The 15,859-nt window shown below is 64.0% G+C and carries 13 protein-coding genes; 8 read left to right on the forward strand and 5 right to left on the reverse strand.

Going from position 1 to position 15,859, the window contains the following annotated elements; translation table 11 throughout:
- The first annotated feature begins 1 nt into the window (after nucleotide 1).
- From ACR0KW_RS21020 to ACR0KW_RS21040, 5 genes are all read left to right on the forward strand, one after another.
- The gene (locus tag ACR0KW_RS21020) at nucleotides 2-541 is read left to right on the forward strand and encodes a hypothetical protein (protein WP_480806743.1); all 540 of its coding nucleotides are present in this window, start codon (nucleotides 2-4) and stop codon (nucleotides 539-541) included.
- Entirely contained in the window at nucleotides 538-1,503 is a 966-nt protein-coding gene (locus ACR0KW_RS21025) for a D-2-hydroxyacid dehydrogenase (protein WP_480806744.1), read from the forward strand. Before ACR0KW_RS21020 ends, ACR0KW_RS21025 begins: the two co-directional genes overlap by 4 nt.
- Before the next feature lie 2 nt (nucleotides 1,504-1,505).
- On the forward strand, nucleotides 1,506-3,044 hold the full coding sequence (locus tag ACR0KW_RS21030) for a trimethylamine methyltransferase family protein (RefSeq protein WP_480806745.1): 1,539 nt from the start codon (nucleotides 1,506-1,508) through the stop codon (nucleotides 3,042-3,044).
- Nucleotides 3,045-3,362: 318 nt separating this feature from the next.
- The gene (locus ACR0KW_RS21035) at nucleotides 3,363-3,701 is read left to right on the forward strand and encodes a helix-turn-helix domain-containing protein (protein WP_480806773.1); all 339 of its coding nucleotides are present in this window, start codon (nucleotides 3,363-3,365) and stop codon (nucleotides 3,699-3,701) included.
- A 270-nt stretch (nucleotides 3,702-3,971) separates the two neighbouring features.
- Nucleotides 3,972-4,253, forward strand: coding sequence for a Fic family protein (locus tag ACR0KW_RS21040; protein ID WP_480806746.1), 282 nt, complete (start codon nucleotides 3,972-3,974; stop codon nucleotides 4,251-4,253).
- A gap of 28 nt (nucleotides 4,254-4,281) precedes the next feature.
- Here the strand turns inward: ACR0KW_RS21040 and ACR0KW_RS21045 are convergent, their stop codons facing one another.
- The 5 genes from ACR0KW_RS21045 to ACR0KW_RS21065 form a co-directional block, all read right to left on the reverse strand.
- The gene (locus tag ACR0KW_RS21045) at nucleotides 4,282-5,022 is read right to left on the reverse strand and encodes a maleate cis-trans isomerase family protein (RefSeq protein ID WP_480806747.1); all 741 of its coding nucleotides are present in this window, start codon (nucleotides 5,020-5,022) and stop codon (nucleotides 4,282-4,284) included.
- A complete protein-coding gene (locus ACR0KW_RS21050) occupies nucleotides 5,019-6,086 on the reverse strand; it encodes a pyridoxal phosphate-dependent aminotransferase (protein ID WP_480806748.1) in 1,068 nt (355 codons plus the stop codon). The genes ACR0KW_RS21045 and ACR0KW_RS21050 overlap by 4 nt, the downstream gene beginning before the upstream one ends.
- Entirely contained in the window at nucleotides 6,083-7,753 is a 1,671-nt protein-coding gene (locus tag ACR0KW_RS21055) for a hydantoinase B/oxoprolinase family protein (protein WP_480806749.1), read from the reverse strand. The genes ACR0KW_RS21050 and ACR0KW_RS21055 overlap by 4 nt, the downstream gene beginning before the upstream one ends.
- Nucleotides 7,753-9,891, reverse strand: a complete 2,139-nt coding sequence (locus ACR0KW_RS21060; protein WP_480806750.1) for a hydantoinase/oxoprolinase family protein — start codon at nucleotides 9,889-9,891, stop codon at nucleotides 7,753-7,755. Before ACR0KW_RS21060 ends, ACR0KW_RS21055 begins: the two co-directional genes overlap by 1 nt.
- A gap of 280 nt (nucleotides 9,892-10,171) precedes the next feature.
- Nucleotides 10,172-11,764, reverse strand: a complete 1,593-nt coding sequence (locus ACR0KW_RS21065) for an ABC transporter substrate-binding protein (protein ID WP_480806751.1) — start codon at nucleotides 11,762-11,764, stop codon at nucleotides 10,172-10,174.
- Nucleotides 11,765-12,046: 282 nt separating this feature from the next.
- On the opposite strand from ACR0KW_RS21065, the gene ACR0KW_RS21070 reads away from it, so the two are divergent.
- The 3 genes from ACR0KW_RS21070 to ACR0KW_RS21080 are packed head-to-tail and all read left to right on the forward strand — an operon-like array spanning nucleotide 12,047 to nucleotide 15,597.
- Nucleotides 12,047-13,027: an ABC transporter permease gene (locus tag ACR0KW_RS21070; RefSeq protein WP_480806752.1), complete on the forward strand. Its 981-nt coding sequence runs from the start codon at nucleotides 12,047-12,049 to the stop codon at nucleotides 13,025-13,027.
- Nucleotides 13,024-13,941 carry an ABC transporter permease gene (locus tag ACR0KW_RS21075; RefSeq protein ID WP_480806753.1) on the forward strand — a complete coding sequence of 306 codons (918 nt, stop codon included), beginning with the start codon at nucleotides 13,024-13,026 and terminating at the stop codon, nucleotides 13,939-13,941. Before ACR0KW_RS21070 ends, ACR0KW_RS21075 begins: the two co-directional genes overlap by 4 nt.
- 24 nt (nucleotides 13,942-13,965) lie before the next feature.
- Nucleotides 13,966-15,597, forward strand: a complete 1,632-nt coding sequence (locus ACR0KW_RS21080; RefSeq protein ID WP_480806754.1) for an ABC transporter ATP-binding protein — start codon at nucleotides 13,966-13,968, stop codon at nucleotides 15,595-15,597.
- The last annotated feature ends 262 nt before the right edge of the window (nucleotides 15,598-15,859 follow it).

A 15,859-nucleotide genomic window follows, 5' to 3' on the forward strand; every position in this document is an offset into this window, starting at 1 on the left:
CATGCGAACCTATCCGCTTCAACCCGGTGGTGCCGCTTTCGGCACGCCCCTCACCACCGGCCCGGTAAGGCTCATCGACCTCACCCCCTTGCCCCGCTTCGGCCTCAAGGGGCGTGGCTCGGCCGATTGGCTGGTCACGCAGGGGCTGGACCTGCCTGAGGTCAACCGCATGGCAAACGGTGTCCTGCGCCTGGGCCGCGAAGATCTTCTGGTGATCGAAGGTGCCGACGCCCTGCGGGCCAAATGGCAGGCCGCCCCCGCCCCCAAAGGCTATGACGCCTGGCGCGAGGAGACCTGGGCCTGGATGCACCTGTCTGGCCCGCGCCTGGGGGATCTGATAGCGAAAATCTGCCCCGTCGATCTTTCACCGCGCGCTTTTGGTGACGGCCAGATCGCCCAGACCCGCGTCGGCTATGTCGAGGCAATCACCTGGCGCGACACCCGTGACGAGGTCCCCGGCTTCTCGGTCCTGTTCGACATTGCCGCCACGGCGTTTGTTGCCAATGCTGTCGCCACCGCAGCACAGGAATTTGCCCCATGAAAAAACCCGTCATCATCCTGCACACCGACAACCCCGAGGCCTCGCGCGAGGTGTTGGCCAAGGGCCATCCGGACCTGGAAATCCACACCTGTGACAGCTACGACGCCCTACCCGCGCTGATCGCGGACACCGGCGCCGAGGTGGTCTATTCCGTGCGCTTTGGGGGCACCCCAAGCTTTCCTCGCCAGTCGCTGATCGACGCACCCACGGTCAAATGGGTCTCGGTCGGCGGGTCGGGCACCGACCATATGAACCCCTGGGACCCCGAAGCCCTGACCGTGACCAATGCGGCAGGCGTGGCGGCGGACATGATGGCGCAATATGCGGTGGGGGCGATGTTCCACTTCTCGCTCGGCCTGCCCGGGTTCCGGGCGGCGCAGGACCGTCGTGAATGGGTCGCAGGCAAGGTTGAACCCATCGACGGCAAGACTGTGCTGATCCTGGGACTGGGCCAGACCGGTATGGCCGTGGCCGCACGGATGAAGGCCCTGGGGCTGAACACCATCGGCGTGCGCGCCCGGCCTAAGGACACCCCGAACGTGGATGAGGTCCACGGTATGGAGGCCCTCCCCGACCTCTGGCCCCGCGCCGATATCATCGTCGCCTGCGTTCCGCTTCTGGACAGCACCCGTGGGCTGGTGCATGCCGACGCCTTCGCGGCCATGAAACCCGAAGCGGTCATCGTCGACGTCTCCCGCGGCGGGGTAATCGACGAATTACCGCTGATCCGGGCCGTCGAAAACGGCAGCATTCGTGGCGCCGCGCTCGACGTCTTCTCCATCGAACCCCTGCCCTGTGACCACGTGCTCTGGGGCTTCGACAACGTGATCATCACGCCGCATTGCTCGTCGGTCTATGACGGCTGGGACCTGAAATCGGTCGAGATGTTTTCCGAAAACCTGTGGCGCTATCGCAAGGGCGAAGCGCTGAGCAACATCGTCAATCCCGAACGAGGATACTGAACATGGCCCGTGAAAGACGCACCGGCGGTCGTCGAGGTAAATCCACCCGCAGCGGTGGCGGCATTCAACAACTGCCTTGGCAGAACGTGATCAACACCACTCCGAAGATGGAGATTCTGGACGAGGGGCAGCTGGAAAAGCTGCACCAGACCTCCATGCGCATCCTGTCAGAGGCCGGCATCCGCGTCATGGGCGACAATGTCATGGACCTGTTCGAGGGCGTGGGCGCCCTCGTTGATCGCGACACCAAGACAATCCGTATCGACGAAAGCATCGTCATGAAGGCGCTGGAGACGGTGCCTCAGACCTTTACCCTTACCTCGCGCAACGCGGCAAAACGCATCACGCTGGGCGGCAACAACGTGAACTTCGGTCTCGTCGCCGGGCCGCCCAATGTGCATGACTGCATCAATGGCCGCCGCGCGGGCAACTATGAGGACTACTGCAACTTCATAAAGCTGGCGCATCACTTCAACGCGGTTCACCTGATCGGCAATCAGGTCACCGCGCCGCAGGAAATGCCCGCGAACAACCGCCACCTGGACACCTACAACGCCAACCTGACCTACTCGGACCTCAGCTTCCACGCGACCGCCATTGGCCGGGGCCGGGCGATGGATGGGATCAACATGATGGCCATCGCGCGCGGCATGACGCTTGAGCAGATGCGTGACGACCCGGGCGTGATCACCATCATCTCGGTCAACTCCCCGCGCCTGTTCGATGATGCGATGGGCGACGGGCTGATCGCCATGGCCGAGCATGGCCAGCCTGTCACGATCACGCCCTTTACCCTGATGGGTGCCATGACTCCGGTGACCCTGCCCGCCGCTCTCGCCCAGCAGAATGCCGAAGCGCTTTTTGGCGTGACTCTCACTCAGCTGGTAAACCCCGGTACGCCGGTCATGTATGGATCCTTCACCTCGAACGTGGATATGAAATCTGGCGCGCCTGCCTTTGGCACGCCGGAAAACAGCAAGGCCAACATGATCTCCGGCCAGCTCTGCCGCCGCTATGGCATTCCCTACCGGACGTCGAATGCCAACGCCTCGAACGTGGTCGACCTGCAGGCGGCTTACGAGACAATGATGGCCACTTGGGGCGCGGTGCTGGGCGGGACGAACCTGGTCTATCACGCGGCTGGCTGGCTCGAAGGTGGGCTGACCGCGTCCTATGAAAAATTCATCATGGATGTGGAGATCATCCAGAACATGATGGAGTTCCTGAAACCCCTGAAGTTCGATGAGGATGAGCTAGGCCTTGACGCGATCAAGGACGTACCCACCGGCGGGCATTTCTTCGGCACCGACCACACGATGGCGCGCTATGAAACCGCCTTCTATTCGCCGATGCTGTCGGATTGGCAGAACCACGGCGCCTGGGAGGCCGCGGGTGCCAAGACCGCACTGACCCGCGCAACCGAACTCTGGCAACAGGCGTTGCGGGAATACGAGGCGCCCGTGATGGACCCGGCGATCCGCGATGAACTGGACGCCTATATCGCGCGCCGGAAGGAAGAGATCGGTTCGGACGAGCCCTGATCCCCCCTGCCCCACCGCGCTTCGCTCCCCGGCCCAAACAGCCGGGGGCGTAGTTTGCGCCAGTAGTTTAGCCTTCAGGGCACGTATTTTGTCGAAAAGGGTCTCTATAAGCTACAAAATATCATAGAACTGTAGCCTATAAACTATCTGTTTCCCAAAAAGCGTACCCAATAAGGTACGGGTGGAACTCGCTATTTCCTTGAGATGCACAGCGGAGTTCCCATGCGCGATGCTAAGACGATCAATGGGCGCCGCAACGATGCCCAGGTCGATGCGGCGGCCACGGCGCTGCGCGATCTATCGGTGCAGACCGGCTGAATCGAACAGTTCCGCACCTCCCTGGGCATGAGCATTACCGAGCTTGCGGACCGCGTCGGCGTGGCCCGTCCGACCATCTCGAAACTGGAAAGTCGCGAGAAGAACTGGGGTGTGACCCTGGCGCAGCTCGACAAGGTGGCCCGCGCCACCGCGGGACGGATCATTCGGCGCACCCGCGCGCAGATGGCGGTGGATGCGCAGTCGGACGGGCTGCAAAGCTCCGAGGACGCGGTCGAGGAACTGGCCCGCGAGCTGACTGACCCGCGACTTGCGCCGGGGCTTCTGGTCATGAGCGGGCTGGCGGGCTATCCCGAGGGCGACGCCGCTGACGGCGGATGAGCTTCAGGGGCTGAAGCTCAAGGGTATCACCACCCACGACGCGCTGAACGAGGTCGAAGCAGTCAATATCGAACAGGGGTTGCGCTGGCTCGATACGCGGCCGCGCCGTTTCGACCTGCTGAGTGACGCCTCGGCGCGCGAGGTGCACCGCCGCCTGTTCGGTGATGTCTGGACCTGGGCGGGCGATTACCGCCAGACCGAAAAGAACATTGGCGTGCCGGTCTGGCAGCTCTCGTCCGAGCTGCTCTATGCGCTGGATGACGCACGGCTGTGGCTGGACGATGTGGTCTTCCCCCGGCCGAGGCGGTGGCGCTGTTCCATCACCGCTTGGTGCGCATCCTTCCCTTCGCCAATAGTAACGGCCGCTGGTCTCGCATTACGGCCAACGAGTTGCTGCGCCGGATCGACCCGGATCTGTTCATCGACTGGGTACATGAGGGCGCCCTAACCAGCGAATGCCATCACCGGCAGCGCTATATCAGGGCGCTGCGGGCCGCCGACGGCCATGACTTCGCTCCGCTGATCGCCTTCGTTGAACAGGCGCTGGGGTGACGCGGCCCCGACCCGGACCGCGCCTTGATTACAGAAGGTCGAACAGGCGCCCCGGAACGCCCGCGTGACGCGGCAGACCCAGTGCGCGCATCAGCGCGAACATCATCGCCTGGTTCGAGGTCACGACAGGCTTGTCCAAAGCGGCTTCGATCCGCGCGACAGCTTCGACCGAGCGCATGTCGGTGCAGCTCAGCACGATGGCTTGGGCTTCGAGGTGGTCCGCCTCGCAGGCCAGATCGAACACCTCGTCCGGGGTCAGCTCGCCCTGGCCATAATTGCCCAGCTCGCGGCCCACATCGGCGCATTTCACCGTCTCGATCCCGTTCTCGGCCAAGAAATCCATTGCCTGCACGTTGATCTCGCCCAGATAGGGCGAGGAAAAGCCGACCTTGGTCACGCCAAGTGCCTGAACCGCTGCCACCAGCGACCCGGCGGCGGTCAGCGACACCGCGCCAGAACCCGCCTTGATATCCTCTGCCAGCTCAGCGTCAAAGGATGGCCCATGGGTCAGCGTGGCCGAGGTGCAGCCATACAGAACCACGTCCGGCCGCACGCCCGAGATCATGCGCAGGTCGTGGGAAATGTCCGACGCCCCAAGCCCGGCCATCTGGTCGGACCCGGGGATTTCATTGACGTCGTAGCCGCCCATGCGCTGGAAGTGCAACGTGGTGTCCGGGCAGCGCATAAGCATCATGTCCGGTTCCAGGTTGGTGTTGGTATAGGGCACCAAGACGCCGATCTTTGCGCGGGTACGAGACTCGAACGTCATGCGCGCACCTCCGTCAGCACGGAGAGGCAGCGGCCCATCACCGCCTCATCACAAATCGTCGCGCGCAGGCAGTCGGCCAGCCCATAGCCCCCCATGCCCCGCATCAAGAGCCCCGCCGCGCGCAGGGCGGCATCGGCCATTTGCGCAGCTTCGACGCTGGCGAAGCGGATCAGCACGAAGTTGGTATGGCTCCGCGCCACCTCCAACCCCAGCGCGCGGCAGCCTTCGGCAAAGCGATCCCGGATCGCGACGGTCTTCGCCACCGTGTCCTGCATATGCGCCTGGTCCAGCATCGCCGCCGTCGCCATGGCCTGCGACGGGATCGAGACATTGTTGGGGTTCAGAAGCTTGCGCACCTCCCCGGCGATCTCGGGCGGGAAAACGCCCCAGCCGACCCGCGCGCCCGCCAGCCCGAAGGCCTTGGAGAAAGTGCGCATGACCACCGTGTCGCCCCGGTCAACCAGCGCGAAAACCTCGGCGGGGTCTTCGGCGGCGTCCGAAAACTCCGCATAGGCCTGATCGACCACCAGCAGCACGCCCGCTGGCAGGGCGTCACGCAGGCGGATGATCTCAGCATTCGGAATGAGCGTGCCGGTAGGATTGCCCGGGTTGCAGACGAAGACGATCTTCGTCTCAACCGTGACCGCCCCCAGGATATCATCGACCGAAACGGTCAGATCCACCTCCCGCGCCTTCACGTAATCGGCCTTCACCTGCGCGGTAGCCGAGGCGACATAGGCATAGCCGTAATCCGTGCCCAACACCCGGTCGCCCGGCCCGACAAAGGCGCGGATCAGGCAGCCGATCAGCTCCATCGAGCCTGCACCACAGAGGATCGTCTCGGCGGCCACCCCATACACCCGGGCAATCGCCGCGCGCAGCTCGGGCCAGTCGGGATCGGGGTACAGAGGCATCTGTGCCAGCACCCCCTGCCCGGCCGCGATGGCCGCGGGGCTCGCCGGAAAGGCACTTTCGTTCTGGGCGAGGGAAACGGTCCCCTCACCACCAAGATCGGCCAGCGCATAGGCGGCCATCTCTCTCACATGGGGGACAGCGCGGATCATGACGCCCCCCCATAGGCTTTGGCGCCCTCTTCGGTGACCAGCCCGCGTTTCAGGTCCAGTTCCAGCGCGGCCGGGTCGCGGTCGGCCGGATCGCCGAACCCACCGCCGCCGGGCGTGTCGAAGATCAGGTAGTCCTTGCCTGTCACGCGCAGCTCACCCTTGCCCGGGATGTCCTCGGCGCCCTCGCGGAATCGGATCCGCCCCGGCGCGCCTGGCTGCCCGCCCATGCGGCCAAGTGCCGGGAACTTCAGACGCTCGACCGAGAGGAAGACGATAAATGGAGCCCCGTTGGACGAGGTCATCTCGATCCGCTGCCCCAGGCCCCCGCGATACTTGCCGGGCCCACCGGAATCCGGCAGCAGTTCCCGCCGCCACATCACGACGGGCGCCACGCTCTCCGTGATCTCAACCTGAGAACCGAAGACACCCGAAGGGTAGGCCGTGGCCGACAGCCCGTCCGCATGAGGCCGCGCGCCGGTGCCACCGTTGTGCACGGGTTCGATGGCAAACTCGCGCCCGCCTTCCGCTGCCACCTCGGGCGCATGGCGCATCGGCAGGTCGAACATGCAGCTCGCGCCTTCCGCCGGCACCTCATCGGGTAGCGCCTGGTGCAGGCAGCCCAGAACCAGGTCCGGCGTCACCTGCCCCAGCGTATGGCGCATCGCCACCGGCGCGGGGTGTTGAGCATTCAGGATGCAGTTCTTGGGCCCATCCACCGTGAAGGGCTCCAGCGACCCTGCGTTGTTCGGAATATCCGGCCCGACGATGCAGCGCAGGGCAAAGACCGTGTAGGCGGTGGCATAGTTCAGTGGCACGTTGATGCCCTTTTTTGACAGGCCCGAAGTGCCAGTGAAGTCAACATGCATCCCGTCCTTGGTCACCGTCAGGGTGGCGTGCAGCTCCAGCTCGTTCTCATATCCGTCCATCTTCAGCATGTTCTTGTAGGTGCCCTCGGGCACCTCGGCGATCGCCTCCAACGCGCCCTTGCGCGAGGTGTCGATGATGTAGTCGCCCAGGGTGTGCAGGTCGTCGATGCCGAACTCCTCCATCATCGCGACCAGACGGTTCACCCCCGCCTCGCAACAGGCGATCAGCGCGTAGATGTCGCCCTCGTTCGCGATTGGCTCGCGCGAATTCACGCGGATGATGTCCATGAGAAGCTGGTTGGGCGTGCCTTCCTCGACCAGTTTGCTGGGCGGGATCAGAAGGCCTTCGTCATAGATATCAGCGCCTTCTGGCCCCATGCCCAAGCCACCCAGGTCCACCAGGTGCGAGGTGCAGGAGGTAAAGCCAACCACCTTGCCGCCCTTGAAGGCAGGCATCATCAGGAGGAAATCGTTCAGGTGCCCCGAGGCCAGCCAGGGGTCATTGGTCATGTAGATGTCGCCGGGCTTCATGTCCTGAAGCGAGAACCGACCACGCAGGTGCAGCACCGCCTCGGCCATGGTGTTGATATGGCCGGGCGTGCCGGTGACGGCCTGGGCCAGCATCCGCCCGTTCACGTCGAAGATCCCGGCGGAAATGTCACCGCATTCACGCACGATGGGGGAAAAGGCTGCGCGAATCAGGGTCTGACCCTGCTCTTCCACCACCGCCAGAAGGCGGTTCCACATGACTTGCAGGCGGGCGGGCGAGAGGTCGGCGTTCAGATTGGCGTTCATGTTCATCATACGCCTCCTTTCTGGACAGTCATGGTTTCCCCTACCGCTTCGCTACTTGAGGGGGTCTTGATTAGGACAAGGTTGCCGATGGCATCCAGGTGGGCAGAGAAATCGGCGGACACCAGCGTGGTAGTCTGCGGTTCGTAGATCAGCGCGGGGCCCGGCACGTGATCGCCCGGTTTCAGATCGGCGCGAGCGACGAAGGCCGCCTCCTTCACGCTTCCATCCACGTCACAGGTGATTGGGCGGGTGCCGTTTGGTTTGATCGTGGTGAGCGTGGGCGTCGAAGGCACCGGCGGCACCACGCTGTCCTTCGTTGCCACCCGAACGGCCCAATTGAGGATCTCGATCTCCATCCCCGGCACGGGGCGCGAGAACTGCTTGCGATACTCCTCTTCGAAGGCGGCGGTCAGCGGCGCGATGTCGTCGGCCGTCAATGCCCCGTCCGGCAGGGTGATCTCGATCTCATGCCCCTGGCCGTTGTAGCGCATGAAAGCGGTGCGCAGGGTCTCGGTCGCCGCGTCACCGGCGCCCTGAGCGACCACGCCCTTGGCCTCGGCAATCATCGCGTCGAACAACCCGTTCACCCCGTCCAGGTCCATAGAGTTCAACAGTGAATAGCGCGAGCGCACGATTTCGAAACTGACCGGCGCGAAGAGGAAACCGACCGCCGAGCCGACGCCTGGGTTGGGCGGGATGACGATGCGGCTAACGCCTGCCGAGCGTGCCACGCGGCTGGCGTGCAGCGGGCCGTTGCCGCCGAAGGCAATCATCGTTCGCGGTCCAAGGTCCTTGCCCGATTCCACCGCGTGCATCCGGCCCGCGCTTGCCATGCTTTCATCAACAATGCGCGACACACCATCGGCGGATCCCACCGCGTCCGTGTCCAACCTCGACCCGATCACGCGGGTCAGAGCCTCTTTCGACCCCTCCGGGTCCAGCTTGATGTGCCCCTCGGCAAAGGTGTCGGGCACGATGTAGCCGAGCGTAATGTCGCTGTCGGTCACGGTCGGGTCCGTGCCGCCGCGCATGAAGGCGACCGGGCCGGGCTCGGACCCTGCCGACCTGGGTCCCACGGTCAGGCGGCCCAACCGGTCGACCCCGGCGATGGAGCCGCCCCCTGCCCCGATCTCGATCATCTCGATCACCGGGATGCGCACGGGCATACCTGAACCCTTGATGAACCGGGCGGCACGGGCGATCTCAAACGCGCGGGAGGTTTGCGGGCGGGCCTTGTCGATCAGGCACAGTTTCGCGGTGGTGCCGCCCACGTCGAAGGACAGAACTTCTTCCAGCCCCGCACGCGCGGCGATGCGGGCGGCTAGAATTGCGCCCCCGGCGGGACCGGATTCCACCAGGCGAATGGGGAAACGTGCGGCGGTCTGCACGGTGCACATGCCGCCGCCTGCGGTCATCATCAGGATCGGGCAAGTGACCCCTTCGGCCTCGAACTGCGCCACGAACCGGGCCAGGTAACTCTCCATCAGAGGCTGGATATAGGCGTTGGCCACCGTCGTGCAGAGCCGGTCGAACTCCCGCGCTTCCGGGCTGACTTCCGACGAGATAGAGACGGTAATGTCAGGCCGTTTCTCCGCCAGGATTTCGCGCAGACGCAGTTCGTGTGCCGGGTTGGCATAGGCGTGCATCAGGCAGATCGCCAGCGCCTCGGCGCCGGTCTCGTCAATCTGCGAAAGCAGGGTTTCTACCGCGCCCTCGTTCAGCGGAATCAGCACCTCGCCATCGACCGACATACGCTCGGCGATCACCAGCGAATGTTCACGCGGCACCAACAGGTCGGGCTTTTCCAGGTTGATATCGTACTGCGAATACCGGCGTTCGTAACCGATATCCAGGATATCGCGGAACCCTTCGGTGCAGATGGTCGCCACGGTCGCCCCTCGCCGTTCGATCAGCGCGTTGGTCGCCAGCGTGGTGCCGTGGATGAAGCCCGTGACCTCGCTCAAGCTGCGTCCGGTCTGGGCCATCACACGTTTCGCGCCTTCCATAGCGCCATCGGCGGGGTTCTGGTGGGTGGTTAGGGTCTTGGTCGAAGCCAGAATCGTCTCCTCGCCCTCGACCAGCACTGTGTCGGTGAACGTACCGCCAATATCAATGGCGAGGCGCAGTTGGGGTGTAGCGGTCATATGTCATTTCCGTTGTCTCGAAGGATACAAAGCGTGAGGCAACCCGCGAAGGGCGCTGGGTCAGCCCTGCGGAACCAAGTCGCAGCCGGTGGCACGACGGTCGAGACGTTTCGGAGTGATCATCTGTTGCATGACCTCAGTATTCACTGGTTCAGGCCCCGCGTCTGGGCCGTTTGCGACAAAAGCGCCAGCAAACGACCTGCCGGTCATCTGCTGGCAGGAGGGGGTGTCCCGGGCCCTCAGGAACGGGGAACAGGCCCAGGACGGGGAACCTCCTGGATCAGGCGAACCACCAGCGTTCGTGCGCCTTGGCACCATCCATCTCCCAGTTCGCGGCAACCTCGCCATGGGCCACGGTGCTGGCCACGCCCATGATGTGGTTTGCAAACATCGGAATCAATGCGCCACCATCATCATGCACCAGGGTCTGGGCCTCGGCATACAAGGCGCGGCGTTTGTCGCTGTCCAGTTCCGAGCGCGCCTCGGTGACGACTGCGTTGAAGCGCTTGGCGGCGTCCGTCGTGCGCCAAGCGGTCTCGTTCCAATCCGTGTCATCGGTGTAAGCGGAGGCAAACATCCAGTCCTCGGTCGGGCGGCCCGACCAGTAGGCGACGGTCCAGGGCTTCTTGTTCCAGACGTTGGACCAGTAGCCATCCGACGGTTCGCGCACTACCTCGATCTCGATCCCCGCCTCTGCAGCCGAGGCCGCGATCAGCTGGGCGGCGTCGACCGCACCGGCAAAGGCCGCATCCGAGGACGACAGCTGCAACGGTCCGCTGTGACCGGATTTCTTGTAGTGGAAGGCCGCCTTGTCCGCATCGAACTCCCGCTGCGCCAGGTCGCCCGCGTGATACTGGTTCGCAGTCGAGATCGGGTGGTCATTGCCCACCGCACCATGGCCCAGCAGGATCTTGTCCACCAGCTCCTGCCGCTTCACCGTATATTTCAGCGCCATGCGCAGGTCGTAATTGTCGAAGGGCGCCGCATCTACCCGCATCGGGAAGGTGTAATGCAGGGTCGAGGTCTTTTCGAGGATGTTGATGTTCGGCGCGCGGCTTAGAAGGGCGACGGTCTTGGGGTCCACCCGGTCAATCGCGTGCACCGAGCCGTTCAACAGCGCATTCTGACGCGCGGTCAAGTCGACGATGGCCAGAAACTCAACCTCGTCGAAATGGGCGCGGTCGGATTTGAAGTAATCCGGGTTGCGATGCGCCTTCACGCGAACGCCGGGCTCGAACTCATCGATGATATAGCCGCCGGTGCCGATGCCACCCTGTGGGTCGATCAGCGCACCGTCCTTCGCGGGCAGGATCACCAGGTGGTAATCGGACAGGATGAAGGGGAAGTCCGCATTGGCGCCGTCCAGCTCGAACACCACGTTGTTGCCGTCCGCACGCATGTCCTTGATCTGCGAGACCAGCCCGTTCACCGCCGATTTCGAGCCTTCACCGCGGTGGTGGTCGATCGTGGCGATGACATCCGCCGGCGTCAGCGCCTGGCCGTTGTGGAAGGTCACACCCGAGCGCAGGGTAAAGACCCAGGTCTTCGCGTCCTCTGATCCCCAGCTTTCCGCCAGTTCCGGCTGCAGCACACCGTTCGCGTCCACCTCGACCAGGTTGTTGCCATAAAGGAAGGCCACGGCGGTCATGATCGTGCCTTCATAGGTCGCCGGATCCAGGTTGTCGGTCGTCGAGCCGCTGCCGAAACCCACCTTGAACGTGCCGCCGCGTTTCGGGCTGGCGGCCAGGGCCTGACCCGACAGGCTCATCAGCGCGGGGCCTGCCATGCCGACCGCCATAGCGCTGGTCATGAAGCCGCGGCGCGACAGGGTCTTTGCGGGCGAGGAAAGCCAGCGCTTGGTGTCTTTGGTCATCAGGGGTCCTCCCGGTTTGGTGCGATATGCGTTGATCGTTTCGCGCCCCACCCCGCGCCCTGCCCCATGATGGGCAAAGTGAGATTCGGCGCTTTTCCGGTGAATCAGAGCCGTTTTCGGCCCGCCTCGGTTCGCGCTGATCGTCACCGAGCAGGCGCCATTCGAGCAAACAAAGAAAACCGGGTCATTGGCACGGTTTTTTTCGCAAATGTCCCCGCCCGGCTTTGTCTAGGCTTGCCCGCACCTGCCTGACGGCCCCCCGAAATCCTGCAAGGACCGCCCATGCACCCCGTTTTGTCCACGATCCTTAAACGCCTACTCCTGGGCCTGGTGACCCTGTTCATCGTGTCGCTGATCATCTTCTCGGCGATCCAGATGCTGCCCGGCGATTTCGGCGAGGCGGTGCTGGGTCAGGCCGCCACGCCCGAAACCGTCGCCGCTTTCCGGGCCGAGCTCGGCTTGGATCAACCGGCCTGGCTGCGCTACCTCGACTGGGTCAGTTCGGTGGCGACCGGCGACCTGGGCACCTCCTTCTCGGGCCGCGACAGTTCCGGCGTGGACCGCTCGCGCCCGGTGGTCGACCTGGTCGCGCCACGCCTGTGGAACACGTTGTTCCTGGCGGGGCTCGCTGCCGTGATCTCGGTACCCTTGGCGCTGTTTCTGGGCATTACCACCGCGCTCTGGCGCAACTCGCGCTATGACAAGCTCGCCTCGGCCAGCACGCTCACCGCGATCTCCTTCCCCGAGTTTTTCGTGGCCTATATCCTGATCCTGCTCCTGGGCACGCTCTGGCCGGTGCTGCCATCGCTCGCCAATGTCGAACCCGGTATGCCCCTTGGCGAGCGCATCCTGAAATGCATCCTGCCCGCGCTGACCCTGACCCTGGTCATCGTCGCCCACATGATGCGCATGACCCGCGCCGCGCTGATCAACCTGCTCGCGTCCCCCTATATCGAGATGGCCCGGCTGAAAGGTGAAAGTGCCGCGCGGGTGATCCTGCTCCATGCCCTGCCCAATGCGCTGGCGCCGATTGCCACCGTTATTGCCTTCAACCTCGCCTATCTGGTGGTGGGCGTCGTCGTGGTCGAGGTCGTCTTCGTCTACCCGGGCGTCGGCCAGCTGATGGTCGACGCGGTAAGTTCCCGTGACATCCCGGTGGTCCAGGCCTGCGCCCTGATCTTTGCCGCCACCTACATCCTTCTGAACCTGATTGCCGACGTGATCGGCATCCTCTCCAACCCGAGGCTTCTGCACCCGAAATGAGTGAAACAGAGACTTATTCCGCCGCCGCCGAAGTCGGCCATGTCCGCACCCGGCGCACCCGCCGCCAACGCGCCTGGATCGAACTGAAGAAGGCCCCGCCCACAGCGCTCTTCGGCCTGGCCGTGATCGCCTTCTACGTGGTGCTGGCGCTGTTTGCCCCCTGGATCGCGCCCTATGGCGAAAGCCAGGTCTTCGCCCAGCCCTATGCCGCCTGGTCGGGTGAGCACTGGTTCGGCACCGATCAGATCGGCCGCGATATCCTCTCGCGCCTGATCTACGGCGCGCGCAATACGATCGGCATTGCCTTTATCACCACGCTACTGGCCTTCGCGATCGGCGGCGGCCTGGGGCTGATTGCGGCGATCAACCGGGGCTGGCTGGACCAGCTGATCAGTCGCGGCGTGGATGTGCTGATGGCCATCCCCAGCCTGATATTCGCGCTGATGCTGCTGTCGATCTTCGGCTCGTCTGCCCTGTCATTGATCCTGATCATCGCTCTTCTGGATTCGACCCGCGTCTTTCGCCTGACCCGCGCGGTCGCGGTGAACGTGGCCGTCATGGACTATGTCGAGGCCGCCACCCTGCGTGGCGAGGGCCTGGGTTGGGTCATGCGGCGCGAGATCCTGCCCAACATCATGCCACCCCTGGTGGCCGAATTCGGGCTGCGCTTCTGCTTCGTCTTCCTGACCATCGCCGCGCTCTCGTTCCTTGGGGTGGGCATCCAGCCACCAACTGCGGACTGGGGCACCATGGTGCGCGAAACCGCGAACCTGGTGCAATTCGCCAAGTTCGACCTGAAGGCCGGGCTGACCCCCCTTCTACCCGCCGCCGCCATTGCGCTGATCACCGTCGCCGTGAACTTCGTCGTCGACTGGTTCCTGCACAAGACCAGCGGACTGCGGGACGAGCACTGACACAGCCGGAAAAGGACCCTAACCATGCATAAAATACCGCCCGGCGCCTCCGACGACCTGCTGCTCGACATGCGCGACATCCGCATTGAGGGCTTCGCGGATGAGAAATGGAACCCGATCATCAAGGGGGTCGACCTGACCCTGCGGCGCGGCGAGGTGCTGGGGCTGATCGGTGAAAGCGGGGCCGGGAAATCGACCCTGGGCAAGGCCGCGATGGGCTACACTCAGCCCGGCTGCCGCATTACCGGGGGCTCGATCCTGTTCGATCGCATGGACCTGCGCGCCAAATCCCAGCGGGAGTTGCAGCATGTCTGGGGCAGCCGCATCGCCTATGTCGCGCAATCCGCCGCCGCCTCGTTCAACCCCGCCCACCGCCTGCTGGACCAAACCGTCGCCGCCACCGTGCGCGAGGGGTTGCAGAGCGACAAGGCCGCGCGCGACGACGCCCGCGCGCTGTTCGACGCGCTCTCCCTGCCCCATCCCCAGACCATTGGCGAGCGTTACCCCCACCAGGTCTCTGGCGGACAGCTTCAACGCATCATGACCGCCATGGCCATGTCGCCGCGCCCGGACCTGATCATCTTCGACGAACCCACAACCGCGCTCGATGTGACCACCCAGGTCGAGGTGCTGACCGCCATGCGCAAGATCGTCGAGGAGTTCCACACCGCCGCGATCTACATCACCCATGACTTGGCTGTGGTCGCGCAGATGGCCGACCGCATCAAGGTCCTGCGCTATGGTGAAGAGGTAGAAGAGGCCGAGACCCGCCAGATGCTGACGGAACCGCGCGAGGATTATACCAAATCCCTCTGGTCCGTGCGCGCCCTGCACAAACAAGCCGAACAGTCCGACGATACCGTGTTGGAGATCGACGGCATCGACGCGGGCTACAGCGCCTCGATGCGGGTGCTGCATGACGTCTCGATCCGGCTGCCGCGCGGGAAAACCGTCTCTATCGTCGGCGAAAGCGGGTCTGGCAAGTCAACCACCGCCCGCGTGGCAACGGGGCTTTTGCCGGCCGAAAACGGCACGGTGCGCTTCAACGGCGAAGCCCTGCCCGCACGGCTCAAGGCGCGCACGCGCGATCAGAAACAGCGCATCCAGATGATCTATCAGATGGCCGACACGGCGATGAACCCGCGCCAGACGGTGGGAGAGATCATCGGCCGCCCGCTGGAGTTCTACCACGGCCTCAGAGGCCGCGCGAAAGAGGCGCGGGTGATCGAACTGCTCAAAGCGATCGAGTTGAACGAAAGCTTCTACGACCGCCTGCCCAGCGAGCTGTCGGGCGGGCAGAAACAACGCATCTGCATCGCCCGCGCGCTCGCCGCTGACCCCGAGGTCATGATCTGTGACGAGGTCACCTCGGCCCTCGACCAAATCGTGCAGGAAGGCATCCTACGCTTGCTCATGCGCCTGCAAAAGGAACGCGGGATTTCCTACCTGTTCATCACCCATGACATCGCCACGGTCGAGGCGATTTCCGACGAGATCGTCGTCATGCTGAACGGCCGCGTGGTGGAACAGGGCCTGAAGGACATGGTGCTGTCGCCGCCCTTCCCGGACTACACGCAGCTCCTGCTCAGCTCGGTGCCGGAAATGGACCCCGACTGGCTGGACCGCCGCATGGCCGAGGGTCAGGTGGACGCCTGACCTTCAGGTCCTTTGGTCATTCACGATCCGCCAGGGTCCGGATCGACCGGGAATAACCCCTTTTGCATCAGTTGGATGAGGATGTGTCGTAAACTTTGGGGGCAAATTGAAGAGTATGCAGGATCTGGCGTTTGTTCCCTCCAAATGGCAATGTCAAAGTTTGCGACAGATCCCGCCGAGTTAGCTGCTTAAGCAACCAGTTCCACGAATTGGCAAAACAGACAGCTTTCGCGCGTTAGCTGACCTTTGCGTTTTATGAGAG

The sequence above is a fragment of the Ruegeria sp. CG11 genome (assembly GCF_056537245.1).